The 24,780-nt window shown below is 67.5% G+C and carries 15 protein-coding genes; 11 read left to right on the top strand and 4 right to left on the bottom strand.

The genetic code is table 11. The features are described 5' to 3' along the window. Positions 1–57: 57 nt before the first annotated feature. Positions 58–957, bottom strand: coding sequence for a LysR family transcriptional regulator (locus tag HOP52_RS16340; protein ID WP_238978476.1), 900 nt, complete (start codon positions 955–957; stop codon positions 58–60). Between the two features lie 101 nt (positions 958–1,058). On the opposite strand from HOP52_RS16340, the gene HOP52_RS16335 reads away from it, so the two are divergent. The 3 genes from HOP52_RS16335 (at position 1,059) to HOP52_RS16325 (ending at position 5,837) form a co-directional block, all read left to right on the top strand. Next, the gene (locus tag HOP52_RS16335; protein ID WP_238978475.1) at positions 1,059–1,910 is read left to right on the top strand and encodes a pirin family protein; all 852 of its coding nucleotides are present in this window, start codon (positions 1,059–1,061) and stop codon (positions 1,908–1,910) included. A gap of 237 nt (positions 1,911–2,147) precedes the next feature. Then, positions 2,148–3,872 (top strand): peptidoglycan DD-metalloendopeptidase family protein, encoded by a 1,725-nt coding sequence (locus tag HOP52_RS16330; RefSeq protein WP_238978474.1) that lies wholly within the window; start codon positions 2,148–2,150, stop codon positions 3,870–3,872. Positions 3,873–3,980: 108 nt separating this feature from the next. Then, entirely contained in the window at positions 3,981–5,837 is a 1,857-nt protein-coding gene (locus HOP52_RS16325; RefSeq protein WP_238978554.1) for an ABC transporter ATP-binding protein, read from the top strand. A gap of 3 nt (positions 5,838–5,840) precedes the next feature. Here the strand turns inward: HOP52_RS16325 and HOP52_RS16320 are convergent, their stop codons facing one another. Beyond that, positions 5,841–7,466, bottom strand: a complete 1,626-nt coding sequence (locus HOP52_RS16320; RefSeq protein WP_238978473.1) for a L,D-transpeptidase family protein — start codon at positions 7,464–7,466, stop codon at positions 5,841–5,843. 168 nt (positions 7,467–7,634) lie between these two features. Here HOP52_RS16320 and HOP52_RS16315 point away from each other — a divergent pair, with 168 nt between their 5' ends. The 8 genes from HOP52_RS16315 to HOP52_RS16280 all read left to right on the top strand — a co-directional run bounded on the left by HOP52_RS16315 (position 7,635) and on the right by HOP52_RS16280 (position 21,052). Continuing rightward, positions 7,635–8,366, top strand: coding sequence for a murein L,D-transpeptidase catalytic domain family protein (locus HOP52_RS16315; RefSeq protein WP_238978472.1), 732 nt, complete (start codon positions 7,635–7,637; stop codon positions 8,364–8,366). Between the two features lie 285 nt (positions 8,367–8,651). Beyond that, a complete protein-coding gene (locus HOP52_RS16310) occupies positions 8,652–10,004 on the top strand; it encodes an MFS transporter (RefSeq protein ID WP_238978471.1) in 1,353 nt (450 codons plus the stop codon). A 216-nt stretch (positions 10,005–10,220) separates the two neighbouring features. After that, positions 10,221–11,327: a histone deacetylase family protein gene (locus HOP52_RS16305; RefSeq protein WP_238978470.1), complete on the top strand. Its 1,107-nt coding sequence runs from the start codon at positions 10,221–10,223 to the stop codon at positions 11,325–11,327. A gap of 38 nt (positions 11,328–11,365) precedes the next feature. Then, entirely contained in the window at positions 11,366–11,788 is a 423-nt protein-coding gene (locus tag HOP52_RS16300; RefSeq protein ID WP_238978469.1) for a GFA family protein, read from the top strand. An 81-nt stretch (positions 11,789–11,869) separates the two neighbouring features. Further along, the gene (locus HOP52_RS16295; RefSeq protein WP_238978468.1) at positions 11,870–12,352 is read left to right on the top strand and encodes a peroxiredoxin; all 483 of its coding nucleotides are present in this window, start codon (positions 11,870–11,872) and stop codon (positions 12,350–12,352) included. A 115-nt stretch (positions 12,353–12,467) separates the two neighbouring features. Beyond that, a complete protein-coding gene (gene nosR, locus HOP52_RS16290) occupies positions 12,468–13,841 on the top strand; it encodes a response regulator c-di-GMP phosphodiesterase, NosR family (RefSeq protein WP_238978467.1) in 1,374 nt (457 codons plus the stop codon). Between the two features lie 4 nt (positions 13,842–13,845). Beyond that, positions 13,846–18,462, top strand: a complete 4,617-nt coding sequence (locus HOP52_RS16285; protein ID WP_238978466.1) for an EAL domain-containing protein — start codon at positions 13,846–13,848, stop codon at positions 18,460–18,462. Between the two features lie 217 nt (positions 18,463–18,679). Next, positions 18,680–21,052 carry a putative bifunctional diguanylate cyclase/phosphodiesterase gene (locus HOP52_RS16280; protein ID WP_238978553.1) on the top strand — a complete coding sequence of 791 codons (2,373 nt, stop codon included), beginning with the start codon at positions 18,680–18,682 and terminating at the stop codon, positions 21,050–21,052. Positions 21,053–21,069: 17 nt separating this feature from the next. Here the strand turns inward: HOP52_RS16280 and cobA are convergent, their stop codons facing one another. Both cobA and HOP52_RS16270 read right to left on the bottom strand, forming a co-directional pair. After that, positions 21,070–22,023 carry a uroporphyrinogen-III C-methyltransferase gene (gene cobA, locus HOP52_RS16275; RefSeq protein ID WP_238978465.1) on the bottom strand — a complete coding sequence of 318 codons (954 nt, stop codon included), beginning with the start codon at positions 22,021–22,023 and terminating at the stop codon, positions 21,070–21,072. After that, complete coding sequence (locus HOP52_RS16270; protein WP_238978464.1) at positions 21,983–24,730, bottom strand: nitrate reductase; 2,748 nt, start codon at positions 24,728–24,730, stop codon at positions 21,983–21,985. The genes cobA and HOP52_RS16270 overlap by 41 nt, the downstream gene beginning before the upstream one ends. Between the last annotated feature and the right edge of the window lie 50 nt (positions 24,731–24,780).

Here is a 24,780-nt window from a genome sequence, read left to right as displayed (position 1 = left end):
GATCGACGCTCAAGCGCAGTTTTTCCCGAATTTTCTTCGAAAAAATCGAATGACGCCTCAGTCGCTGCCCGGGCAGGCGCTGGCCACCCCCTCACGCAGCGCCTGCGCCATGGCATGGGTCGCCGGACCGGCCCGGTCCCGGTCGCGATAGATCAGCTGCATCGGCGCCTCGCGCAGGCCCCCGGCACTGAGCGGCAGGGGAATCAACTGGCCCGACTCGAGCTCAGGCTGGATGCGGGTCTCCGGCAGCCAGGCGAAGCCCAGGCCACGGCGCACCATGTCCAGGGACGTCTCCAGGTGGCTGACGGTCCAGCGCTGCTCGGCCTTGAGCCAGCCGGCATCCATCGAGTGGCGCAGCGCCGAGTCGCGCACCACCAGCTGGCGATAGCGCTGTAGATCGCGCAGATCGAGCCGACGCCCCAGCCCATGCAGCGGGTGGTCGGGGTGCGCCACGGCAATGAAATTGACCGTCACCAGCGGCTCGCCCAGAAACCCCTGGGCGGCGAGCCCCGAGGCCACCAGGTCGGCGCGCCCGTCGTAGAGCATCTCGATGCCGCCGTTGAGCACCGTCTCGTGCAGCTGGATGCGGACATGGGGAAAGGCCGCCGAGAATCGCCCCAGCGCCAGGGCCAGGGCGTCGCTGGGGAAGATTTGATCCAGGGCCAGCACCACTTCCGCCTCCAGCCCTTCGGCCAGCCGCCCGGCCACATCCTCCAGCGCCTCGGCGCTCTCGATCAGCTGGCGCGCCCGGCGCAGCAGCATCTCGCCGGCCTCGGTGAGGCGCACCTGGCGGCCGACCGGCTCCAGCACCTTGACGCCGAGCTGCTCCTCGAGCTTGTGCACCGCATGGTTGAGCGTCGACGGGCTCTTGTGAACCGCCTCGGCGGCACGAGCGAAGCCGCCGTGGTCGACCACCGCGGCAAGCATCTGCCATTGGGCCAGGGTGACTCGCGACATTTTCGATTCCCTCGAACAGTAACAGCGAAACTATGCGCTTAATTTTCGAAAATTCCGTTCTAGAATGCCAGACATATCCCCTGAACCCGAGGACGGATTCCATGACAGCCTCCACTCAGCTACGCCATATCGAGCGTCGCCTGACCAGCCAGCCCAGCCAGGACGGCGACGGTGTCAAGATCAAGCGCATCCATGACTTCGGCGGCGGCCTCGACCCCTTCCTGATGCTCGACGAGCTGGGCTCGGACCGGCCCGACGACTATATCGGCGGCTTCCCGCCCCACCCCCACCGCGGCATGCAAACGCTGACCTATGTGCTCCATGGCGGCCTGACCCACGAGGACCACCTTGGGCATTCCAGCACCATCCGCGCCGGCGACGCCCAGTGGATGCACACCGGCCGCGGCATCATCCACTCCGAGATGCCGCTCACCGACAGCCACGGCCTGCACGGCTTCCAGCTGTGGATCAACCTGGCGGCGAAGGACAAGCTGAGCCCGGCCACCTACCGGGACGTGCGCGGCGTCGAGATGCCGCACCTGCACGCGGCGGGCGCCGAGCTGATCGCGCTGGGCGGCCGCTGGCAGATCCCCGAAGGCGACGCCGTGAACGGCCCCCTGGACGCCCTGGCCGGCAACGCCGCCATCGGACACCTGCGCCTCGAGGCCGGCGGCGAGATGACGCTGGCGGCAAGCGACGACACCCTCGCCGTCTATGTCTTCGAGGGTGAGCTCGAGATCGCCGGCGAGCGCCTCGGTGCCGGCGAGCTGGGCCGGCTTGGCGACGGCCAGACCCTGGCGTTGACCAGTGCCGGTGGCGGCCAGGCGCTGCTGCTCGCCGGCACCCCGCATCGCGAGCCCATCGCCCACTACGGCCCCTTCGTGATGAACGACATGCGTGAGATCGAACAGGCCCTGAGCGACTATCGTAACGGCACCTTTACCAGCGGCTAACGCCGCCGGCATCGATACGGGTTGAATTTCGAACGCCGTTCGCGTTCACTATGGAGAGATTAAGGAACAGCGTTCGACGGCTATGACGCCAAACGCCACGCCCCGTCAGGCCCTCGAGGTCCCGGCGAGGCGTGGCTTTCTGTATGGATATACAGACTAGGCAGGCCATATGTCATGGGTTAAGGTTCCACTGCCTTTTTTTGCTTTTTTCATTTATTTTTAATATGGCCCTTACCCATGTTGCGAATCCTCCATTCGCTGCCCCGCACGCATAAATTGCTGCTGTTACCGGTCGCCACCATGGTCACTGTGCTGGGCGCACACAAGATCGTCACCCTCGTCGAAGATTCTCAGCGACAGCCACAAACCGCCGACACTCTATTGTTGCCCCTGTCGCCCGAAAGCCAGCCTGGGCTGCCGTCACTGAACTCCGAGCGTTTCCCGGTCGCCGATGCTCTGGAGATCGCCACCCAGACCCTCGACGCCACCCGCAACACCATCCCGCTTTCCCAGCTTCGCCCCACTGAAATCGTCGATCTCGGCACACCGGGCAAGGCCGAAGACGCCGCCACCGCGCCACCCGCGTCGCTGGCCGCCGCCCCCCTCACCGCCGATGCCGCGGCCGTGGAGCCTATCGCCCCAGCGGAGATCCTCGATCCCGGCGCGCTGCATATGGCACTGGTGCTCGGCACCCTGGCCAGCGGGCTGCTGGACGACGACCCGCTCGACGAAGCGCTGGTCGCCGACGCCACCTCCTACGAGGACATTCCCGACGAGGAACTCGGCCTGTTAGACGATGGCCCCATCGTCTTCGAACAGGAGCTCGCCGCCACCGAGGCCTTCGTACCGGAATGGGAAACCTATACCGTGCAGTCCGGCGACACCTTCGCGGTGCTGGCCCAGAATCGGCTCGGCCTGGGCTACAGCGAGGCCATACGGCTGCTTGAGAGCCTGCCCGACCAGCGCCTGCTGACCCACTGGCGGGTCGGCAACCAGTTCGAGTACCAGCTCGATGAAACCGGGCGCCTGCTCAAGCTTCAGATGATGAAGAACGCCCGGGAAGGGGTGCGGGTCGAACGTGACGAGGAACAGTTCGAGGTGGCCAGCATCGAGCGCGCCGGCGAGGCCACCCAGCGGCTGTTCGCCGGCAGCGTCAGCGGCAGCTTCGCCCGCTCGGCCCAGGCCACCGGCCTGTCCAGCACCGAGGTCGCCCAGGTCGCCCGCTTGCTGGAGAAAAAGCTCGATTTTCGCCGCGATACCCGTCGCGGCGATCAGTTTCAGGTGCTGATCGAATCCGACATCATCGACGGTCTAAGCTTCGACTCCCGAGTGCTGGCGATCCAGTACGAGGGCGCGCGCATGAACCTGACCGTGGTGCGCAACAGCGCCGACAACAACTTCTACACCCCCGAAGGGGAGAGCCTCGACCCGGCCTTCGCCCGCTACCCTTTCGAGGGCAGCTACCGCATCAGCTCGTCGTTCAATCCGCGCCGCAAGCACCCGGTCACCGGCCGGGTGAGCCCCCATCGCGGCACCGACTTCGCCATGCCCATCGGCACGCCGATCATCGCCCCGGCCGACGGTCGCGTGGAGAAGGTCGCCAACCATCCGGTGGCCGGCCGCTACGTGGTCATCCGCCACGACAACGGCTACCAGACCCGCTACCTGCACCTGTCGCGCCCGCTGGTCAGCCGCGGCGACCGGGTCGAGATGGGCGAGCGCATCGCGCTCTCCGGCAACACCGGTCGCAGTACCGGCCCCCACCTGCACTACGAGGTGCTGGTCAGCAACAGCCAGGTCAACCCAATGACCGTGGATCTACCGGAGAACACCAGCCTCTCCGGTGAGAAGCTGATGGCCTTCCAGCGTGAGGCCGAACCGCTGCTGGCGGTGCTGGAGAGCGGCGAAACCGGGCCGGTGGTAGCCAGCACCGCCGAGCGCTCCGACGACGACGAGGGCTGAGGCCGCCGCTCGCCCCACCTGCCGACGCCCCGCACGCCAGCGGGGCGTCGGCGCGTTCGGCGCCCGCTTCGCTAAACGCCTCGGAGAGCCCGCTTGTCCTCGCCCCATATGCGCCGAGCCATCCCCACCCCGCCCCCCGATGGCAACCGCCTGAGCGCCTTCTTCGGGGTGTTCCGCTACAGCCGGCGGGCGCTGACCCTGGTGTGGCAGACCTCGCGGCCGCTCACCCTGGGGCTCGCCGTCTGCACCCTGGTGGCCGGGGTGCTGCCGGCGGTGGCGGCGTGGATCGGCCAGCTGATCGTCGACTCGGTGGTCGAGGCCATGGCCTACCACCGGGAAACCGGCGAGGCCCTCAGCTTTGCCACCGCCTGGCCGGTGCTGCGCTATGTGCTGGCCGAGGCCGGGGTGATCGCGCTGATCGCCATGGCCCAGCGCGGCCTCTCGGCCCAGCAGTCGCTGCTGCGCGCCCTGCTCGGCCAGAAGGTCAACGTGATGATCCTCGAGAAGGCCGGCACCCTGACGCTGGCCCAGTTCGAGGATTCGGAGTTCTACGACAAGCTGACCCGGGCCCGCCGCGAGGCCTCGATCCGCCCGCTGGGGCTGGTCAACAAGACCTTCGGGCTGGCCCAGAACGCCATCTCGCTGATCAGCTTCGGCGTGCTGCTGGTGCAGTTCTCGCCCTGGGCGATCCTGATCCTGGTGATCGGCGCGCTGCCGGTGTTTTTCTCCGAGGCCAAGTTCTCCGGCGATGCCTTCCGGCTGTTCCGCTGGCGCTCGCCCCAGACCCGCATGCAGATGTACCTGGAGACGGTGCTGGCCCGGGAGGACAGCATCAAGGAGGTCAAGCTGTTCGGGCTGGAGCCGCTGCTGCTGGGCCGCTATCGCGACATCTTCGACACCCTCTACGCCGAGGACCGCCGGCTGACCATCCGCCGCGAGACCTGGGGCTTTCTGCTCGGCCTGCTCGGCACCCTGGCCTTCTACGGCGCCTACGCCTGGGTGGTGGCGGAGACCGTGACCGGCCGGCTCACCCTGGGCGAGATGACCATGTACCTGATGGTCTTCAAGCAGGGCCAGTCGGCGCTGTCGGCGAGCCTCACCGCGATCAGCGGCATGTACGAGGACAATCTCTACCTCTCCAATCTCTACGAGTACCTGGAGCAGCCGGTGGCCCCCCAGCGTGGCACCCTCACCCAAGGCAGCGTCCCCGGCGACGGCATCCGCTTCGAGCACGTCGGCTTCACCTACCCCGGCGCCGAGACCCCGGCGCTGGCGGACATCTCGCTGCACCTGAAGCCGGGGGAGAGCCTGGCCCTGGTGGGCGCCAACGGCTCGGGCAAGACCACCCTGATCAAGCTGCTCACGCGGCTCTACGAGCCCAGCGAAGGGCGCATCCTGCTCGACGGCAGCGACCTGCGCGACTGGGACGTTCAGACCCTGCGCCGGCGCATCGGGGTGATCTTCCAGGACTTCGTGCGCTACCAGATGAAGGTCGGCGAGAACCTCGGCGCCGGCGACGTGGCCGCCTTCGAGGACGAGGCGCGCTGGCAGGAGGCCGCCCGCCGCGGACTGGCTGAGGAGTTCATCGCCGACATGCCGGGGGGCTACCACACCCAGCTGGGGCGCTGGTTCAAGGGCGGCCAGGAGCTTTCCGGCGGTCAGTGGCAGAAGATCGCCCTGTCGCGGGCCTACATGCGCGAGAGCGCCGACATCCTGGTGCTCGACGAACCCACCGCGGCCATGGACGCCGCCGCCGAGGCGGCGGTATTCGCCGACTTCCGCGAACACAGCCGCGACAAGATGACCATCCTGATCTCCCACCGCTTCTCCACGGTGCGCGCCGCGGACCATATCCTGGTCATCGACGGCGGCGAGATCATCGAGCAGGGCAACCACGAGGCGCTGTTGGCCGCCAACGGCCGCTATGCCCGGCTCTTCCGGCTGCAGGCCAAGGGCTATGAATAACGCCTACAGCGCCAGGGGGCGGTCCAGGGCGCGCAGCAGCGCCTCGTCCCGCTCGTAGATATCGGGGCGGAAGGCCAGCTCGCCGTCCTCGTCAGGGTTCACCGTCCAGTAGTGCAGGATCACCGGCACCGGCTCGCCCAGCGAGACGTTGCGCGTGCGCCCGGCCTCGATCAGCCCGTGGATATTCCGGCCGCTGTCGGTATCGTCGAACAGCAGTTGGGCGAACTCCAGCACCCCCTCGACCCGGATACAGCCCGAGCTGAAGGCGCGCTGCTGGCGAGAAAAGAGCCCCTGGGACGGGGTATCGTGGAGATAGACCATGTGATCGTTGGGGAAGCGGATCGCCACCTTGCCCAGGGCATTGTGCGGCCCTGGCGCCTGACGCAGCACAACGTTGCCGGGATTGTCCCAGTCCACCTCCCAGGGGTCGAGCGGCTGCCCCGAGGGGCTGAGCACCTGGATCCGCTCGCGCCACAGGTAGCCGAGGTCGCGGCGCACCTCGGGCAGCACGTCGTTGCGCCGGATGGTGGGAGGAATCGTCCAGCTCGGATTGACGGTCATGTGGGTGATCTCCGAGCGCAGCGAGGGGGTGCGGCGATAGGGACGCCCCACCACGATGCGCGAGCGCCACACTTCGCCATTGGGGCGAAAGTAGCGCAGCTGGTAGCCGGCGATATCCACCAGCACGAAGGTCTCCGGCAGGCCGTGGAGCAGCCAGCGGGAGCGCTCCAGGTTGACGCGGATCTGGTCGATGCGCGCCTCCACGGGCACGTTCAGGGCGCGGCGGGTCTGGGGCCCGACGATACCGTCCACCTCCAGCAGGTGACGGCGCTGAAAGCGCTTCACCGCCGCCTCCAGGGTGGTGTCATAGCGCCGCAGGTCGGGGGTCTCGAGCCGCGCCTCCGGAAAGGCGTCGACGTTGGCGGCCATCACCTCCAGCTCGCCGATCACCGCCAGCCGCGAGCGCAGCAGCACCACCGCGTCATCCACATCGCCCGGACGCAGCACACGGGGCTCTTGGGGAAAGGGCTCCCAGCCGCCGAGCCGCTCGATGTTGCGGTAGCGGGCCAGCCCCGTGCGCAGCCGCTCGTAGGGGGCATAGGAGGGTCGCGCCTCGGCAAAGGCCTGCTCGAAGCGCTGGCCATCGATGGCCCGGGAGATGGCCGCCGGGTCGAGGGCGGGCGCCTCGACGGGCACCTCCCAGTGAGTCTCGAGCCCGCTGGGGTCGACCTTGCCTCGCTGGAGATGCTCGAGCGCGGTCATCAGCATGCGGGTGGCGTGCAGGTCGAAACGCGCCTGCTCGCCCGGCTGCTCCGAGGCATCGGCCTGTCGATGCCCGGCCACCAGCGCGTCCGGCCGATAATCCGCGGGCCGCAGGCCATCGCCATCCAGGGTGTGCAGCGCCGCGGCGAAGGCCGCCACGGTCTCGCGATCGTGCCACGCCGGGCGATGGTCGCGCAGCGCATAGAACGCCTGCAGCTCGCTGCCGGCATCCTCGACCAGACGCTCGATCTGGGCCGCTACCGGCACTGAGGCCCGGTCGCCGGCCGACGGCGTGTCGCCCAGCACCGTACCGGGCAACCCGACCAGCACGGCCAGGACAGTGCCCATAGCGAGAAATGCTCGCATATTCGCCTCCTGCTTCGTTGATAGCTCAACTAGCCTTCCCGGCCCTCGCCTTCATAATGGTGGCTGCCACGGGGCCACAGGGAAGCGGGCCCCGTTTCGTGTGTCCGCGCCATGCCGCCTACGGCATGGCCCGACATGGCCAGCTCCCTTGAACACGACAGGTTTCCCATGCCTCGAACGCGACCGCTCTCTCCCTTGCCGCTTGCCACCCTGGCAGCTTCCCTGCTGTTGATACCGCCCAGCCTGCTGGCCGATGACTTCCTGGCCCAGGCGCTTCACCCCGACCAGCACACCCGGCACACCTTGGACAACACGCTGACACGTCTGGCTCCCGCGGCCGACCAGCAGGTGCTCGGGCTTGCCGCCCGCGCCCTGGCCTGCGCCGAGCCCGATGCCGAGCGTCTGGCGGTGATCGACTACTCCCGCCCCTCCACCGAGCCGCGCCTGTGGGTCTTCGATCTCGCCGAGCAGGAACTGCTGTTCGAGGAGCTGGTCTCCCACGGCCGCGGGTCCGGCGACGCCGAGGCCACGGTGTTCTCCAACACCCCGGAGAGCTACCAGTCGAGCCTGGGGCTGTTTCGCACCATGAACACCTACTACGGACGCAACGGCTATTCGCTGCGCCTGGAAGGACTGGAAGCCGGCATCAACGATCTGGCCTACCAGCGCGCCATCGTCATCCACGGCGCCGACTACGTCAGCGACGCCTTCATCGAGCAGACCGGCCGGCTCGGGCGCAGCCACGGCTGCCCCGCGGTACGCCAGGAGGTCACCTACCCGCTGATCGACAGCATCAAGGAGGAGCAGTACCTGTTCGTCTACTACCCCGACCAGCAGTGGCTGAATAGCTCCGCCTTCCTGGACTGTCAGCGCGAATCCCGCCAGCTGGCCATGCAGTGATGCCTACCGCCGCCGCACTTGCGGCGGCACCATGACGGGGCATGACCCTTTTGCACCGCACCATCTCGCCCCCCTCCGAGCCGGACGGGGCGCCCCTCCCCACCCTCTTAAAGATAATAAATACCTGATATTTAAAATAAAAAAAAATTCCGGCAAGCACCTTGCTTGATGCATATCAAACATTGGTAGGCGTGGACCAGGCTCCCCGGAGTACGAGTGCGTCGAACCTGACCTTCAACGCTGAAGGACACGTTCATGTAATCGTCACAGCAGGAGTTTGTTCCCATGGAAATTCTCAACAAGGCCAACAGGATTCGCCTGTTGAATTTCAGCACCCCCCAGATGCGCGCCTTCCACTTCTCGTGGTTCGCCTTCCATATCTGCTTCTTTGGCTGGTTCGGCATCGCCCCGCTCATGGCGGTGGTCCGTGAGGACCTCAACCTGACCCAGACCCAGATCGGCAATACCATCATTGCCTCGGTGCTGATCACGGTCATCGTGCGCCTGGCCATCGGCGTACTCTGCGACCGCATCGGGCCGCGCAAAACCTATTCCGGCCTGCTGCTGCTGGGCTCGATCCCGGTGATGGGCATCGGGTTTGCCAACAGCTTCGAGACCTTCCTGCTGGCCCGCCTGGCCATTGGCGCCATCGGCGCCGCCTTCGTGATCACCCAGTACCACACCACCATGATGTTCGCCCCCAACGTGGTGGGCACCGCCAACGCCACCAGCGCGGGCTGGGGCAACCTCGGCGGCGGCACCACCCAGATCCTGATGCCGCTGATCTTCTCGGGCCTGCTGATGCTGGGGGTCAGCGAGACATTGGGCTGGCGGCTGGCCATGGTGGTACCGGGTGTGGTGATGTTCGCCACCGGCATCGGCTACTGGCTGTTCACCCAGGACGCTCCCAACGGCAACTTCGATGAGCTGCGCGCCCGGGGCGAACTGCCGGAGGCCAACGGTGACAGCGGTGCCGGCCAGACCTTCATGGCCGCCGCCAAGGACATTCGCGTCTGGGCACTGTTCGTGGTCTACGCCATCTGCTTCGGCGTGGAGCTGACCATCAACAACATTGCCGCCATCTACTTCTTCGACCACTTCGACCTGACACTCGCCACCGCCGGCCTGATCGCCGGGCTGTTCGGCCTGATGAACATCTTCGCCCGCACCATGGGCGGCATCTTCTCAGACCTTTTCGCCAAGCAGGGCGGCCTCAAGGGCCGGGTGCGCTGGCTGTTCATCGCCCTGATCTGCGAGGGCATCGCCCTGGTCGCCTTCTCGCAGATGCACGTGCTCTCCTACGCCATCGGCATCATGCTGGTGTTCAGCCTCTTCGTGCAGATGGCCGAGGGTGCGACCTACGGCGTGGTGCCCTTCATCAACAAGAAGGCCCTGGGGGCCGTGGCCGGCATCGTCGGCGCCGGGGGCAACGTGGGCGCCGTGGCGGCCGCTTTCCTCTTCCGCTCCGAAGCCATCACCTACCAGCAGGGGCTCTTCTACCTGGGTCTGACCGTGCTGGTGCTGGCCTCCTGCGCCCTGCTGGTGCGCTTCTCCGATGAAACCGAAGCCGAAGAGGCCAAGGCCTACCAGGATGCCGTGGGCGATGACACCGGCGCCGGCGCCCTGTCGCTGCGCTGAGCCCATCCGCTGGCGACACCAGGCCAGACTCATGGCGCAACCGGCCGCCGCCCCTTACGGGCGGCGGCCTTGCGTTGGCGCCCACCACCCCAAACCAGGCGGCAAGCAGCGAGGCAAGAAGGCAGCCTCACGCCCTGGCGACTATCCTTCGACAGGACGGCGGACATGCGCCGGGGCGACTCCCCGGCCCGCCGAGAACTTCAGGGAGCACTACCGATGGCCGACCAGACTCGCGTGATCGCCTTCTTCGATGAGCGCATGTTGGCGCACCAGCCGAATAGCGATGCGCCCTTCCTTCCTGGGCGCATGGATAAGCGTGTCCGTGAACTGCTCTCGGCGCTGAACGTGCCCTGGGTCTATCCGGAACATGCCGGGCGACTGACCGCGATTCGACAGCTACTCGAACTCGAACCGGTCCCCGGGCTGCTATTCGAAAGCGGCCGGGCCGCCACCCGCGAGCAGCTGGGACGAGTGCATACCAGCTCCTATCTGGACCATGTCTACGAACTGCGCGGCGAGAACGCCTGGCTGGACATGGATACCACCGCGGTCTCCCCCGGCAGCGTCGAAGCGGCGGAAGTCGCCGCCGGCACCGCCATCGCCGCGGTAGAAGCCGTCGTCCAGGGGCGAACCCAGAGCGCCTTCGCCCTGGTCCGGCCGCCCGGCCATCACGCCGAACCGGTTCGCGCCCGCGGCTTCTGCCTGTTCAACAACGTGGCGGTGGCGGCGGCCCATGCCAGGGCCGAGCTCGGCTGCGAGCGTGTGCTGATCGTCGACTGGGACGCCCATCACGCCAACGGAACCCAGGACATCTTCTGGGCCGACCCCGACGTGATGCTCTTTGATATCCACCGCGCGCCCCCCTTCTACCCCGGCACCGGCAAACTCGAAGAGGTTGGCGTGGGGCTGGGGGAAGGCACCACCATCAATGTGCCCATGCCGGCGGGGGCCGGCGACCGGGCCTACCTCAAGGCCTTTCACGAGATTTTGCTGCCCGCCACGGACTGGTTCCAGCCGGACCTGATCCTGGTCTCGGCGGGCTTTGACCCCCACAGCTTCGACCTGGCCCTCAACGTCTCCTACGACGGCTTTGCGGCCATGACCGGCCTGCTCCAGGAGCTGGCACAGCGGCACTGCAAGGGGCAGTTGGTCTTCGTGCTCGAGGGCGGCTACCACCTGCTGTCGCTGTCACGCGGGGTCAGAACGGTGCTCGAGGTGCTGGCCGGTGCTCCCTCACCGGAGCCCGGCACCCGCGGCCTGGCGGAAGTCGACACCGCCGCCGCTTTCCATGCGCCGGCGTTTCTCTCCCAGGAGAGCCGCTGACGATCAACATCAACCAAGTACCCAAAGGAGGAGAGACCATGAAGGATGCCATGACGGCAAGAGGCAGCTGCCTGTGCGGCGCCGTCAGCCTGGCCGTGGAGGCCCGCAAGCAGAATCTCGGCGCCTGCCACTGCCGCATGTGCCGCACCTGGGGCGGTGGCCCGCTGCTGGCGCTGGAGTCGGTGGCCCGAGTGGAGATCGAGGGTGAGGACAACGTCACCATCTACCCCTCTTCCGACTGGGCCGAGCGCGCCTTCTGCCGGCGCTGCGGCACCCACCTCTTCTACCGGCTGAAGACCGGCAACCACTACGCCGTGCCGGTGGGGCTGGTGGACAACGGCCAGGCCTGGACCTTCGACACCCAGATCTTCATCGACGAGAAGCCGGAGTTCTACACCTTCGCCAACCAGACCCAGGACCTGACCGGCCAGCAGGTGTTCGAGGCCTACAAGGGGAGTTGACGGCAGCATTGTTGGACCGGCGGCGGCATTGCAGTAGGCTGGGAGAGAGCCACTCCGGCCCGATCGACCAGGAACCTGCCGATGCCCCTCTCCGTTGGTGACACCCTGCCCGACGTTTCCCTCAAATCCCACGGCGCTGATGGCATCGCGGAGGTCACCACCGGCGAGCTGTTCGCCGGCAAGCGGGTGGTACTCTTCGCTGTGCCCGGCGCCTTCACCCCGTCCTGTTCCGAGACCCATCTGCCCGGCTTCGTGGTCAAGGCCGATGTGCTCTTGGCCCGGGGCGTCGACGTCCTGGCCTGCCTGTCGGTCAACGACGCCTTTGTGATGCGTGCCTGGCAGCAGAGCCAGAACGCCCAGTCGATCCTGATGCTGGCCGACGGCAATGCCGACTTCACCCGTGCCATCGGCATGGAGAACGACCGCCATGCCGCCGGCATGGGCATGCGCAGCCTGCGCTATGCGCTGGTCGCCGAGGACGGCGTGGTCCGCTTCCTCGGTGTGGATACCGAGCGCGGGGTGGTCGACCAGAGCAGCGTTGACGCCGTACTGGCGCATCTTTAACCCGCCGACCCTAGTCCCAAGGTAGGCCTTAAGCCCGGCAACGTTTGGCCGATACACCTAGTAATATGCAGTTTTTCTTATTCAGCGCGGGCCGAGCGATGCCCAGGGAGACAGCATGCAGGAGCACGACGCCCCCCAGGAACGCCCCACCGCCACGCTGCTGCTGGTCGATGATGAGCCCCATGTGCTCTCGGCACTGAAACGGGCGCTGCGCCGCGAGCACTATCGTCTGCTCACCGCCGCCGATGGCGAACAGGCGCTGGCGCTGCTGGACACGGAGTCCGTCGACCTGGTGGTATCGGACTCCCTGATGCCTGGCATGGACGGCGCCGAGCTGCTCGGCCATATCCAGCGGCGCTGGCCCGACTGCCTGCGCATGCTGCTCACCGGTCGGGCCGACCTGAAGGCCACCGTACGGGCCATCAATGAGGGCCACATCTACCACTTCATCGCCAAACCCTGGGACGACGACGAGCTGCGCCTGACGATCCGCCAGGCCCTGGCGCACCAGCAGGCCAAGCGCGAACAGCAGCGCCTGGAAGCCCTGACCCAGGCCCAGAACCGCGAACTGGTCGAGCTCAACGCCAACCTCGAAGCCCGCGTGGCCGCCCGCACCCAGGAGCTTCAGCAGGTCGCCGACATGCTCGATGCCGCCTACGGCGACCTCAAACACAGCTATGTCACCGCCACCCAGGTCTTCTCCTCGCTGCTCAACCAGCGCCTGCCCCGCCACCTGCAGACCAACGCCCAGGTCGGCGATCTGATCAAGGCCTTTGCCGAAACCCACGGCCTGGAAGAAGAGTTGCAGCGTGAGCTGATGATGGCCGCGGCCCTCTATAACCTGGGCAAGCTGACCTGGGACGACCACCTGCTCAGCACCCCGGCGCAGCGACTCTTTGCCAGGGAGCAGACCGCCTACCGGCACTATCCCGAAACCGGCGAGGGCCTGCTGATGACCCTCGAGCCCCTCCAGGGAGCCGCACGGCTCATTCGCCACCACCGCGAGCGCTGGAACGGCAGCGGTTATCCCGATCATCTGCAGGGGGAGGCGATTCCTTACGGCGCCCGCCTGCTGGCCCTGGCAGTGGACTTCATCGAGCTGCAGCGCGGCATGATCCTGCCGCGCAAGGTGCCGCGCCAGGATGCCCTGGACCTGCTGCGCAAGTTCTCGGGACGGGTCTACGACCCCGCCCTGTGCAAGTCCTTCGTGGCCCTGTGCATCGAGCAGGCCCCCGACCTGGGGCTCGCCGGCAAGAAGGTGCTGTCGCTGCCGCCCCGCAAGCTGGAGCCGGATATGACCCTGGCCCAGGACCTGCACTCGCCGAGCGGCATGCTGCTGTTGAACCAGGGCAAGGCATTGACCCGCCAGCTGATCGACAAGCTGATCCGCCTGGAGGAGCTGGAAGACACCCAGCTCTCCCTGCTGGTCCACCCGCCCGAGGCGGCCAACGCCGAGCCCCACCTCGCCCAGTCCGAGCGCAACCCCTAATCTCATGTCAACGAAGTCTCTGACGCATAGCACCCTCTCCTACCTGGTGGCGATAACCTGCCTGGCGATCGGGGCCATCGCCCTGCTGGACGGCTGGCTGCAGGCCTTCTCGGCCGCCTCTCGCTCGCTGATCCATCCCGACGGCGGGCTGGCCACGGCGCTGCTGGGCCTCGCCCTGCTGTTGTCGCTGCACGGCCGCCGGCGGCTCGCCGGCGCTGCCGCCGCGGCGCTGCTGGCCACCACTTCGGCCAGCCCCTGGCTCCCGGCCGACACCAGCATGCCCCATGCCATGGCGCTGCTGTTCGCCCTGCTGGCCATGGGCCTGCTGCTGCTGGGCCTTCACACCCCTCGATCACTGGGCCTCTGCCGCTGGCTGGGCAGGGGGGTCGCCCTGGTGGGCGGCCTGTTCCTGCTCACCGGCTGGCTCACCGGGCTGTCCGAGGCCCTCTTTACCCACTACCACACGGCGGGTATCGCCGGCCTGGTGATTGTCGGCACCGGCCTGACGCTGGCCCATCTGGCACACCCCGACCGACAGCCCGCTGCTCCGCCCTCCCCCCGGTCGATTGCCGCCGGCGCGCTTGGGGCACTGCTTTCGGTGAGCGGCTGGTATCTGCTCAGCAGTCAGAGCCTGGAGCGCCTCGATCGGGGCGGTGAAGTCGCCATCGCCCAGATCGAAACCGCCATCCAGCGCACCCTGGCCGAGCGCATCCGGCTGATGCATCGTCAGGTCGGACGCTGGGAGGCCCTCGGCCGACTCCCGGAGGCGCCCCTCTGGCAGCACGAACTGAACAGCTACCTCGACGACTACCCCTCGCTGGGTTTCATTGCCCTGCTGGACAACACCTTGACCACTTGGCGCCTGGAGTCCCGACACCCTGGCATCGATGCCGCCTGGCTCGACGAGACCCTGGGCAAGCCCGCCCTCACCGGCTGGCTTGCCAGCCGCGAACAGGGCGGCCAAGAGCGGCTAAGCCCCCTCATCGAGGGCCCCCATGGCGAACGTCGAAACCTGCTGGCGCTGCCGCTGGCACTGCCCGACCGGCCTGGCCACTGGCTGCTCACCAGCTTGGACATTCCCACCCTGCTCAGCCGTGAGGCCCCCTATACCGGCCAGTACGTCATCCAGCTGAGCCAGAGCGGCAGCCTGCTCTTCTCCAGCCATCCGGAGGTCGCCACCGACCGCCTGAATCCTGTCAGCCGCGCCGAGATCGCGCTGCCGGGCGAGACCTCCTGGACCCTCTCCGTGCTGCTGCCCCGGCGCCAGATGATGCAAAGTGCCCTGCTGCCCAGCGGCCTGCTGATGAGCGGGTTGCTGCTCGCCTTCCTGCTGATGACCCGCCAGGAACTCTATCAGCTGTCGAACCAGCGCCGACGCCACCTCGATGCCAACCAGCGGGCGCTGCGCAAGGCCATGCAGCAGCGTGACCAGTTCTTCACCCTGTCGCTGGAGCTGTTCTGTCGCATGAACCTGGAAGGGCGATTCCTGCAGGTGAATCCGGCCTTCCAGCAGCAGTTGGGCTATGCTCCCGATGCACTGGTGGGTCATCACTACAGCGAACTGATCGTCGTGGACGACCACGCGCTGATCAACGCTGCCATCCAGCAGCTGGCCGGAGGGCAGCGCGTCCAGCAACTGGAGGCGAGAATCACCGATACCCGTGGCCACCTGCACTGGGTAGAGATCAACGCCGACCTCGGCGAGGAGGAGGTCATCTATGTGGTGGCCCGCGACATCACCCAGCGCAAGCAGAACGAAATGCAGCGCCTGCACGATCAGCGGCTGTTCCAGATCGCCGGGCGTACCGCCCAGATCGGCGGCTGGTATATCGACCTCGACGAGGGCATGCCGATCTGGTCGGACGAGCTGTGCAGCATTCACGACGAGCCGCCCGGCTTCCAGCCCACCCTGGAAGACACCATCGCCTACTACACCCCCGACTGCCGGAATCGGATGCTACGGGCCTTCGAGCGCTGCACTCACCGAGGGGAGCCGTTCGACGAGGAGTTCGAGATCATCACCGCCAAGGGGCGACAGCGCACGGTGCGGGTGATCGGCGAGGCGGTACGCAACGACCAGGGCCGAATCATCCGCGCTCAGGGCTCCACCCAGGACATCACCGAGTACCGGCGCCTACAGCTTGAGGTCTCGCAGCTCGCCGAGCGGCTGACCAACACCCTGGAGAGCATCACCGACGGCTTCTTCACCCTCGATACCCAGTGGCGCTTCACCTACCTCAACCGCGAGGCGGAAAAATTGCTTCGCCACCGGCGCGACCGCCTGCTGGGCCAGAACGTCTGGGAGGCCTTCCCCGAGGCCCTCGGCACCCTCTTCGAGTCGGAGTATCGGCGGGCCATGGCCGAGGGCATCAGCGTCGCCTTCGAAGAGTACAATCCGCGTCTCGATCTCTGGGTGGAGGTGCACGCCTACCCTACCGACGAGGGGCTGGCCGTCTATTTCCAGAACATCAACGAGCGCAAGGCCGCCGATCAACAGCTGCGCATCCTGGAGCGCAGCGTCGAGGCCAGCGTCAACGGCGTGGTGATCGCCGATGCCCGCCAGCCGGAGCTGCCGATCATCTATGTCAATGCCGCCTTCGAGCAGATCACCGGTTACACCAGGGATGAAGTCATGGGTCGCAACTGCCGCTTTCTACAGGGCAGTAACACCGATCCCGGCACACGGCAGGCCATCCGCCAGGCGCTCCAGGCCCGGCGCAAGCTGCACGTTACCCTGCTCAACTACCGCAAGGACGGCAGCCCCTTCTGGAACGACCTCTATATCTCCCCGGTGCAGGACGACAGAGGCGAGGTAACCCACTTCATCGGGGTGCAGAGCGATATTTCCACCCAGCGCGAGTACGAATCGCAGCTGGCCCACCACGCCAGCCACGACGCCCTCACCGGCCTGCCCAACCGGGCGCTGCTGGAAGACCGGCTGGTGCAGAGCTGCCAGTTCGCCCGCCGCTACGAACGCAGCCTGGCCGTGCTGTTCGTCGACCTGGACGAGTTCAAGCCGATCAACGATACCCTGGGGCACGAGCTCGGCGACCGTATCCTGGTCGAGGTGGCAAGGCGGCTGGAGCAGGGAGTCCGGCCTGGCGACACCGTGGCGCGCTTCGGGGGCGACGAGTTCGTGGTCCTGCTTCCCGACCTGGCCCGCCAAGACGATGTGCTGGCCGTCGTCGAGCGGCTGCTCGACAGCATCGCCCGCCCCTACCACGACGGCAGCGGCGAGCTGCGGCTCACCGCCAGCATCGGCATCGCCATGGGAGAGGGCGAGATCAGTCAGCCCGCGCGCCTCATCCAGCAGGCGGACCTGGCGATGTACAAGGCCAAGCGCCAGGGGCGCAACACCTACCAGTGGTACACCCGAGACCTCAACCACAAGGTGAGCGAGCGCGTCGCGATGCGCAATGCCCTGCAGCGCGCCATCGACGAACAGCAGTTCGAACTCTACTACCAGCCCCAGGTCGATGGCGCCACCGGCGCGATCATCGGCTTCGAGGCGCTGATTCGCTGGCGTCATCCGCAGCGCGGCTATATCTCGCCCATCGACTTCATCGGCCTGGCAGAAGATACCGGCCAGATCATTCCGATCAGCCACTGGGTGCTCAACACCGCCTGCCGCGATAGCGTCCACCTCAACGGCCTGGGTCTGGGCGACTTCCTGATGGCAGTCAACGTCTCGCCCATGCAGTTCCATCGCCCGCACTTCCTCGATAGCGTCTTCGAGGCCCTGGAGGCCTCTCAGCTGCCCCCCAGGCTGCTGGAACTCGAGCTCACCGAGGGGGTGCTGATGGACAGCTCCGAGAGCGCCATCGACAGCCTCCACGAGTTGCGCCGCCGAGGCATCCACATCGCCATCGACGACTTCGGCACCGGTTTTTCCAGTCTCAGCTACTTGAAGCAGCTGCCCATCGACAAGATCAAGATCGACCGCTCCTTCGTGCGCGAGGTGATCAGCGACCATCGCGATGCCGCCATCGTGCAGGGCATTCTCTCCATGGCCGGACCGCTGCAGCTCAGGGTGGTCGCCGAGGGGGTCGAGACCCAGGCCCAGTTCGCCTACCTGAAGAAACACCTCTGCGATGCTTTCCAGGGCTATCACTTCGCCCGTCCCATGCCGCTGGCCGAACTGGAGGGCTTCCTGCGCGAGTACCAGGCTACCCAGCGACTGCAGCAGGCGCGCCAGAACGGCGACGCCGGCAGCCAGACGCTGCTGCTACTCGACGACGAGGCCAATATCCTGCGCGCTCTGACACGCACGCTGCGCCGCGACGGCTACCGTATCTTCACCGCCGAGACCGCTCAGCAGGCCTTCGAGGTGCTGGCCACCGAGGAGGTACAGGTGATCATCAGCGACCAGCGCATGCCGGAAATGAGCGGCACCGAGTTCCTTGGGCGGGTCACCGAGCTCTACCCCCAGACCATCCAGATCGTGCTGTCCGGCTATACCGACCTCAAGTCGGTAACGGCCGCCATCAACGAGGGCGCCGTCGACAAGTTCCTCACCAAGCCCTGGGACGACGACGAGCTGCGTCTGGTGGTCCAACAGGCCTTCCGCAAGGCGGCCATGCTCAAGGTCCGCGACCAGGCAAAGGAGCGCCACGACGGCTAGCCCCTCGGCTGGCACGCAGGATAACGATCAGGCAAGGCGAACAGCAGCGTCTCGACACTCCTGAGATCAGCGTTGAATCCTCAGGCCCTTCGCTCAGGCCCCGGTTGCTATGGTGAAAGCAGTACGGAGGCCACCGCCCCCCTCCTCCCCACTCTGCGAGGCTGCGATGCAATGGCGAAAGGCGCGTGATCGCGGTAGGGATCCACAGCGCTTGAAGATGTTCTCGCTGATCGCGGGTCTGCTGCTGCTGGCCGCGCTGGCCACCGGCTTCAACGTGGTGGTGGTGCAGATGCAGGCGGCGGCGTCCGCCTATGTCAGCGGCGAGAGCATCTGGTCGCGGGCCCAGGTCTCCACGGTTCAGCATCTCGACCGCTATGCGCAAAGTGACGACAGCGCCGCACTGGCGCAGGCGCGGGAGTGGCTGGAAATCCCACTCGGCGATCTCCAGGCGCGGCGAGCCATGGAGGCAGCCGAGCTGGACCGAGAGGCGGCTCGCGACGGTCTCTTGCAGGGGCGCAACCACCCCGACGATATCCCCAACATGATCCGGCTGTTCCGCCACTTCGCCACCGCCCCCTACTTCCGCGAGGCCGTGGCGGTCTGGCGGGATTCCGATCCCTACATTCTCGAGCTCGCAAGCCTGGCCGACCGTCTGGAGGCCGAATGGGAGTCAAGCGCTCCCTCGCCGGCTCGACTGGCGGCGCTGCGCGTGCGCCTCCATGAGGTCGACCAGGCGCTCACACCGCTCAGCGCGGCCTTTCGCCTGGCCATCGCCGACGCCGCCCGCTGGCTGGCACAGCTGCTGACCGCCGCCAGCGTGCTCTTCCTGCTGGTGCTGGTGCTGATCGCCTGGCTGCTGACCTGGCGCCTGACCCGGGCGCTGACCGCCGCCGAACGCACCTTCCGGGCCACCTTCGAGCAGGCCGCGGTGGGCATGGCCCAGGTGGATGGCAAGGGCCACCTGCTCGACGTCAACCAGGCCCTGTGCCAGATTCTTCGCTACCCGCGGGCCCGACTGGTCGGCCAGCGCTACCCGGACCTGGTGCATCCCGATGACCAGGAGATCGGCCGCCAGGAACAGCGTCGCATCAACAGCGGTGAGCTAGACAGCTATACCATCGAGCACCGGCTGCTTTGCGGGGACGGCGACACCGTATGGGGCAAGCTGACGGTGTCGAAGATCCGCAATGACGACGACCTGGGGGCTTGCCATGTGGCCATCCTCGAGGATGTGTCCGAGCCGCGCCGCCTCTCCGCCAAGCTCCAGCACGAGGCCAACCACGACCCCCTCACCGGCCTCTACAACCGCCGCGCCTTCGAACGCAGCGTGGCGGAGGTACTGCGCCAAGCACGGACCGAGGAGTCCGTTCATGCGCTGTGCTTCGTGGATCTCGATCAGTTCAAGGTGGTCAACGATACCGCGGGGCACGTGGCCGGCGACCAGTTCCTGCGCCAGATTGCCGACACCCTGCATCGCCAGCTACGCGAAGGCGACCTGCTGGCCCGCCTCGGCGGCGACGAGTTTGCCATCATCCTCGCCGATTGCGATCTGGAGGGGGCACGCGAGGTCACCGAGAAGCTGCGCTCCGCCGTGGCCAATACCCGCTTCCACTGGGAAGGCGCCTCCTTCAACGCCGGCTGCAGCATCGGCGTGGTGCTGGTCGATGCCGAGAGCCTCGACCCCGGCCACCTGCTACAGGCGGCGGATATCGCCTGCTACCTGGCCAAGGAGCAGGGACGCAACCGCGTCTACCTGCTGCGCGATAACGACCAGCAACTGGCCGAGCGACGCGGCGAGATGGCCTGGCTGAGCCGCCTTCGTGCCGCCCTGCATGAACAGCGCCTGTATCTGGACACCCAGCGTCTGGTCTCCCTCAAGCGGCCAGCCTCGCTACGTTACGAGGTCCTGGTGCGACTGCTCGACGAAGAGGGCAACACGGTGCTTCCCGCCGCCTTTCTCCCGGCCGCCGAGCGTTTCGGGATGGCCCACCAGATCGACCGCTGGGTGATCGAGCAGGTCTGCCGCCAGCTGGCGGCGCACCCCGACCACCTGGCGGCCCTGGAGGCCTGCCATATCAACCTCTCGGGACGCTCCTTCGATCACGAGGACTTTCAGGACTTCGTCATCGGCTTGCTCGACCGCTACGCCCTGCCCGCCGAGAAACTCTGCTTCGAGATCACCGAGACCGCTGCTGCCCGCAACCTGCTCGATGTGGCCGCCTTCATGACGCGGCTTGGCGAGCGGGGCTGCAGCTTCGCCCTGGACGACTTCGGCACCGGACTCTCCTCGTTCGGCTACCTGCGCCGGCTGCCGGTGGACTGCCTCAAGATCGACGGCACCTTCGTGCGCAACATCGCCAACGACGAGACCGACCTGGCCATGGTGCGCGCCATCAACGAGATCGGCCGGACCCTAAACAAGACCGTCGTCGCGGAGTACGTGGAAACCCGGGAGGCGCTGGCACTGCTCGAGGAGATGGGCGTGGACTACGTTCAGGGCAATGGCGTGCATCGCCCCTGCCGCTTCGAGGATCTGCTAACCAGCCGACAGCCGACGCTGGCGGCTGAGACGCCGTGGCCACGGTCCTGACTGCGGGATGACACGCCTCAGAGTGGCGCTTCTCCTTCTTGCCCAAGCGCTGTCTGCAGGGCCGCCGGGCGCTGCTCCACCATGCGCACCACGCTGCCCACCACGATCAGGCACGGCGACGGCAGCGGCGAGGCGGCTAGCTTTCCGGGCATGTCGGCCAGGGTGCCCACCAGCGACGCCTGCTCGGGCAGGCTGGCATTGGCCACCAGCATGATCGGCCAGTCGTCGGGCAAACCGGCATGGCGCAACCCACGGCAGATGGCATCGACCTTGGTCAGTCCCATGTAGAAGATCAGCGTTTCATCCTGGCGCGCCAGGGTGGCCCAGTCGGGTTCGCCGTCCTGGCGGCACAGCTGCGCGGTGATAAAGCGCAGCTGCTGGGCGTGGGCACGATCGGTGAGCGGAATGCCCATGCCGGCGGCAGCAGCCGAGGCGGCGGTGATCCCCGGCACGATCTCGGCCTCCACACCGGCCTCGGCCAGGGCGGCAAGCTCCTCGCCCAGGCGCCCGAACACGCCCGGGTCGCCGCCCTTGAGCCGCACCACCGACTTGCCCTGCCCGGCCAGCTTGACCAGCAGCGCACCGATCTCGGCCTGGGGCACGCTGTGGTGGCCGCGCTCCTTGCCCACGTAGTAGCGTTCGCGGCCGACGGGAATCAGTGCCAGCACATCGTCGCCCACCAGGCGGTCGTAGACCACCGCATCGGCCTGCTGCAGCAGGCGCGCGGCCTTGAGCGTGAGCAGCTCCACATCGCCGCTGCCCGCCCCCACCAGATAGACGCAGCCGGGGCGACACTCGCCGTCCAGGGTTACGGTGGGTGCCGGGGTGCGGCGCGCGCCGCCGAACGGCGAGCGCACGATATGGCCAAGGCCGTGCAGGCGCGACAGGGCAGCCTGCCCCAGCGCTTTCGGGGACTGCACCTGGAAACGCTCAGGCGACAGCAGGGTCTTGAGCTGGCTCAGCGCGCGCATGGACCTTCTCCTCTTCGATAAGCGATTTCAGCTCGGGAATGCAGCTGCCGCACTGGGTGCCGCAGGCGAGCCGGGCCCCCAGCGCCTCGACGCTGCCGTCGCCGCCGCGGATAGCCTCGAGAATGCAGCGCTGACCCACCTGATGGCAACTGCAGACCACCGGGCCTGTGTCCACGGCGCCGTCGTCACAGCCGGCCAGCAGCCGACGGCGATGCTCGGTGGCTAGGGTATCGCCGCTGGCGGCCTCGCCGAAGCGCTCGGCGAGCCAGGCCAGGTTGGGCAGCTCCCTGGGCGGCCCCGACATGAACCACCAGCGCAGGCGTCCCTGGGCATCGAGGCCCGCGGCGCGCAGCCGTCCGCTGGACGGGTCGGTGCACCAGAGGGTGGGTGCCACCGGCAGCGTGGCCTCCAGCCAGGCCAGCCATTCCGGCACCTGCCCCGGCTCGCCGCCGGCCAGCTGCCAGCGCTGACACTGGGCCAGGGGAACGCGTGCCCAGTAGTCGACGCCCTCCCGCCATGGCGCCTGATCGTCCAGCGCCTCGGCGACCAGCAGCGTGGCCTCCCAGCCTGGGGCCAGCGGCTCGAGCCCCACCGCGCCGTGCTTGGACTCCGGCTGGCCGGAGACGGGGTCGAGGTGGGCCGCCAGCAGGCCGCCCATGCGTGCGGCCCCGCTGAAGCGATCGCTCCAGTGCATGGGCACGAACACCTCGCCGCGGCGCTGCCCCTTGGAGAGCCGCACCCGTCCCCGATACTCGCCGCCGCCGGCGCCGACGAGCCGCGCCAGCTGCTGGTCATCGACACCATAGGCCTGGGCATCCTCCGGGGCGATCTCGATAAACGGCTCGGCCCGGTGGTTCATCAGCCGCGGTGAGCGAGCGGTGCGGGTCATGGTGTGCCACTGGTCGCGCACCCGGCCGGTATTAAGACGCAGCGGCCGCGCTTCGGACAGCACCTGCTCGGGCCCCCGAGGGCGCACCGGGACCAGCCGCGCCCGGCCGTCCGGGGTGGCGAAGCGAGCGTCCTCGAACAGCCGCGGCGTCCCGCGGGGGGCGGCGGCGGTCACCGGCCACTGGATCGGCGCCAGGGCATCATAGGCGGCGCGGTCCAGCCCGGCCAGCCCGGAGATATCGAACAGTCGCCGCCCCTCGTCCGGGGTGTCACCCGCGTTCTCGAAGCCGGAGAGCCGGGCGTGTTCATCGAAGATCTCGCCGGGATGTGCGTAGGCGAAGGCTTCGCCGAAGCCGAGCCGCCTGGCCACCTCGGTGATGATCCACCAGTCGTGGCGGGCTTCCCCCGGTGGCGGCAAGAGGCCGCGCTGGCGCGAGATGCATCGTTCGGAGTTGGTCACGGTACCGTCCTTCTCGGACCAGCTCGAGGCCGGCAGCACGATATCGGCATAGCGCAGCAGGTCGGTGTCGGCCATGCACTCCGAGACGATCACCAGCGGGCACGCCTCGAGCGCTGCACGCACCCGGTTGGCCTCCGGCAGGCTCACCGCCGGGTTGGTGGCCATGATCCACAGCGCCTGCACCTCGCCGCGCTCGATCGCCTCGAACAGTTCGATGGCCTTGTGGCCCGGCCCCTGGGGCAACTCGGGCGTCAGGCCATCGGTGGCCCAGAAGCGGGCCACCCGGTCCCGCGCGCCGGGCGTATCGTAGTCCATATGGGCAGCCAGCTGGTTGGCCAGCCCCCCCACCTCACGCCCGCCCATGGCGTTGGGCTGGCCGGTGATCGAGAAGGGCCCGGCACCGGGCACCCCCAGCTTGCCGCCGGCCAGGTGGCAGTTGATGATGGCGTTGCATTTGTCGGTGCCGCTGGAGGACTGGTTGATGCCCTGGGAGTAGAGGGTCACCACATGCAGGTGGCTGGCGAACCAGTAGAAGAAGGTCTCCAGCCGCTCCGGGTCCAGGTCGCAGTCGGCGGCGATGGCCTCGAGCGAACCGTCGCCTTCGCGAGCCGCGGCCAGCGCCTCTTCAAACCCCTTGGTGTGCCGCTCCAGATAGACCCGATCCAGCCTGTCACGCTCGGCCATCCAGGCCAGCAAGCCGTTGAACAGGCGCGCATCGCTGCCCGGTTTCACGCCCAGATAGAGATCGGCGATCTCGCAGGTATCGGTCACCCGGGGGTCGATCACCACCACCCGCAGCAGCGGATTGCGCTGCTTGGCGGTCCTCAGACGCTGATAGAGCACCGGGTGGTTCCAGGCCAGGTTCGACCCTACCAGCACCACCACCTCGGCCTCCTCGATATCCTCGTAGCGACAGGGTACGGCGTCGGCGCCGAAGGCCCGCTTGTAGGCGGCCACCGCCGAGGCCATGCACAGCCGCGAGTTGGTATCCAGGTGCGGCGTGCCGAGAAAGCCCTTGAACAGCTTGTTGGCGACGTAATAGTCCTCGGTGAGCAGCTGCCCGGAGAGGTAGGCGGCCAGGGCCTTCGGCCCCTGCGCCTCGCGTACTTCGGTCAGGCGCTTGGCCACCGTCTCCAGCGCCGTGGCCCAGTCGGTCTCGACGCCGTCGACGATGGGCCGGGTCAATCGACCATGGTGACCCAGCGTCTCATGCAGAGCCGAGCCCTTCACACACAGCCGGCCGAAGTTGGCGGGATGCTCCGGGTCGCCCTGCACCTCGACGATCTCGTCGTTGTCGACGCAGGCCGTTACGCCACAGCCAACGCCGCAGTAGGGGCAGGTGGTTCGGGCCTCGTGCATGTCGATCTCCTCTGGAACGCTCTCGAAACGACGACGCCCGCCAACGCTCC

Source organism: Billgrantia campisalis (assembly GCF_022341425.1).
GTDB classification, from domain to species: Bacteria; Pseudomonadota; Gammaproteobacteria; order Pseudomonadales; family Halomonadaceae; genus Halomonas; species Halomonas campisalis.
The sequence above is the reverse complement of the archived record's forward strand: the minus strand, read 5'-3'. Positions and strand labels throughout refer to the sequence as shown.

Bases quoted from the DNA above. Each gene is read 5' to 3' on its own strand.
- HOP52_RS16320 (WP_238978473.1), bottom strand. From the start codon at position 7,466: ATGCGAGCATTTCTCGCTATGGGCACTGTCCTGGCCGTGCTGGTCGGG.
- HOP52_RS16335 (WP_238978475.1), top strand. From the start codon at position 1,059: ATGACAGCCTCCACTCAGCTACGCCATATCGAGCGTCGCCTGACCAGC.
- nosR (WP_238978467.1), top strand. From the start codon at position 12,468: ATGCAGGAGCACGACGCCCCCCAGGAACGCCCCACCGCCACGCTGCTG.
- HOP52_RS16270 (WP_238978464.1), bottom strand. From the start codon at position 24,730: ATGCACGAGGCCCGAACCACCTGCCCCTACTGCGGCGTTGGCTGTGGC.
- HOP52_RS16305 (WP_238978470.1), top strand. From the start codon at position 10,221: ATGGCCGACCAGACTCGCGTGATCGCCTTCTTCGATGAGCGCATGTTG.
- HOP52_RS16340 (WP_238978476.1), bottom strand. From the start codon at position 957: ATGTCGCGAGTCACCCTGGCCCAATGGCAGATGCTTGCCGCGGTGGTC.
- HOP52_RS16295 (WP_238978468.1), top strand. From the start codon at position 11,870: ATGCCCCTCTCCGTTGGTGACACCCTGCCCGACGTTTCCCTCAAATCC.
- HOP52_RS16330 (WP_238978474.1), top strand. From the start codon at position 2,148: ATGTTGCGAATCCTCCATTCGCTGCCCCGCACGCATAAATTGCTGCTG.
- HOP52_RS16285 (WP_238978466.1), top strand. From the start codon at position 13,846: ATGTCAACGAAGTCTCTGACGCATAGCACCCTCTCCTACCTGGTGGCG.
- cobA (WP_238978465.1), bottom strand. From the start codon at position 22,023: ATGCGCGCGCTGAGCCAGCTCAAGACCCTGCTGTCGCCTGAGCGTTTC.
- HOP52_RS16325 (WP_238978554.1), top strand. From the start codon at position 3,981: ATGCGCCGAGCCATCCCCACCCCGCCCCCCGATGGCAACCGCCTGAGC.
- HOP52_RS16315 (WP_238978472.1), top strand. From the start codon at position 7,635: ATGCCTCGAACGCGACCGCTCTCTCCCTTGCCGCTTGCCACCCTGGCA.
- HOP52_RS16280 (WP_238978553.1), top strand. From the start codon at position 18,680: ATGTTCTCGCTGATCGCGGGTCTGCTGCTGCTGGCCGCGCTGGCCACC.
- HOP52_RS16310 (WP_238978471.1), top strand. From the start codon at position 8,652: ATGGAAATTCTCAACAAGGCCAACAGGATTCGCCTGTTGAATTTCAGC.
- HOP52_RS16300 (WP_238978469.1), top strand. From the start codon at position 11,366: ATGAAGGATGCCATGACGGCAAGAGGCAGCTGCCTGTGCGGCGCCGTC.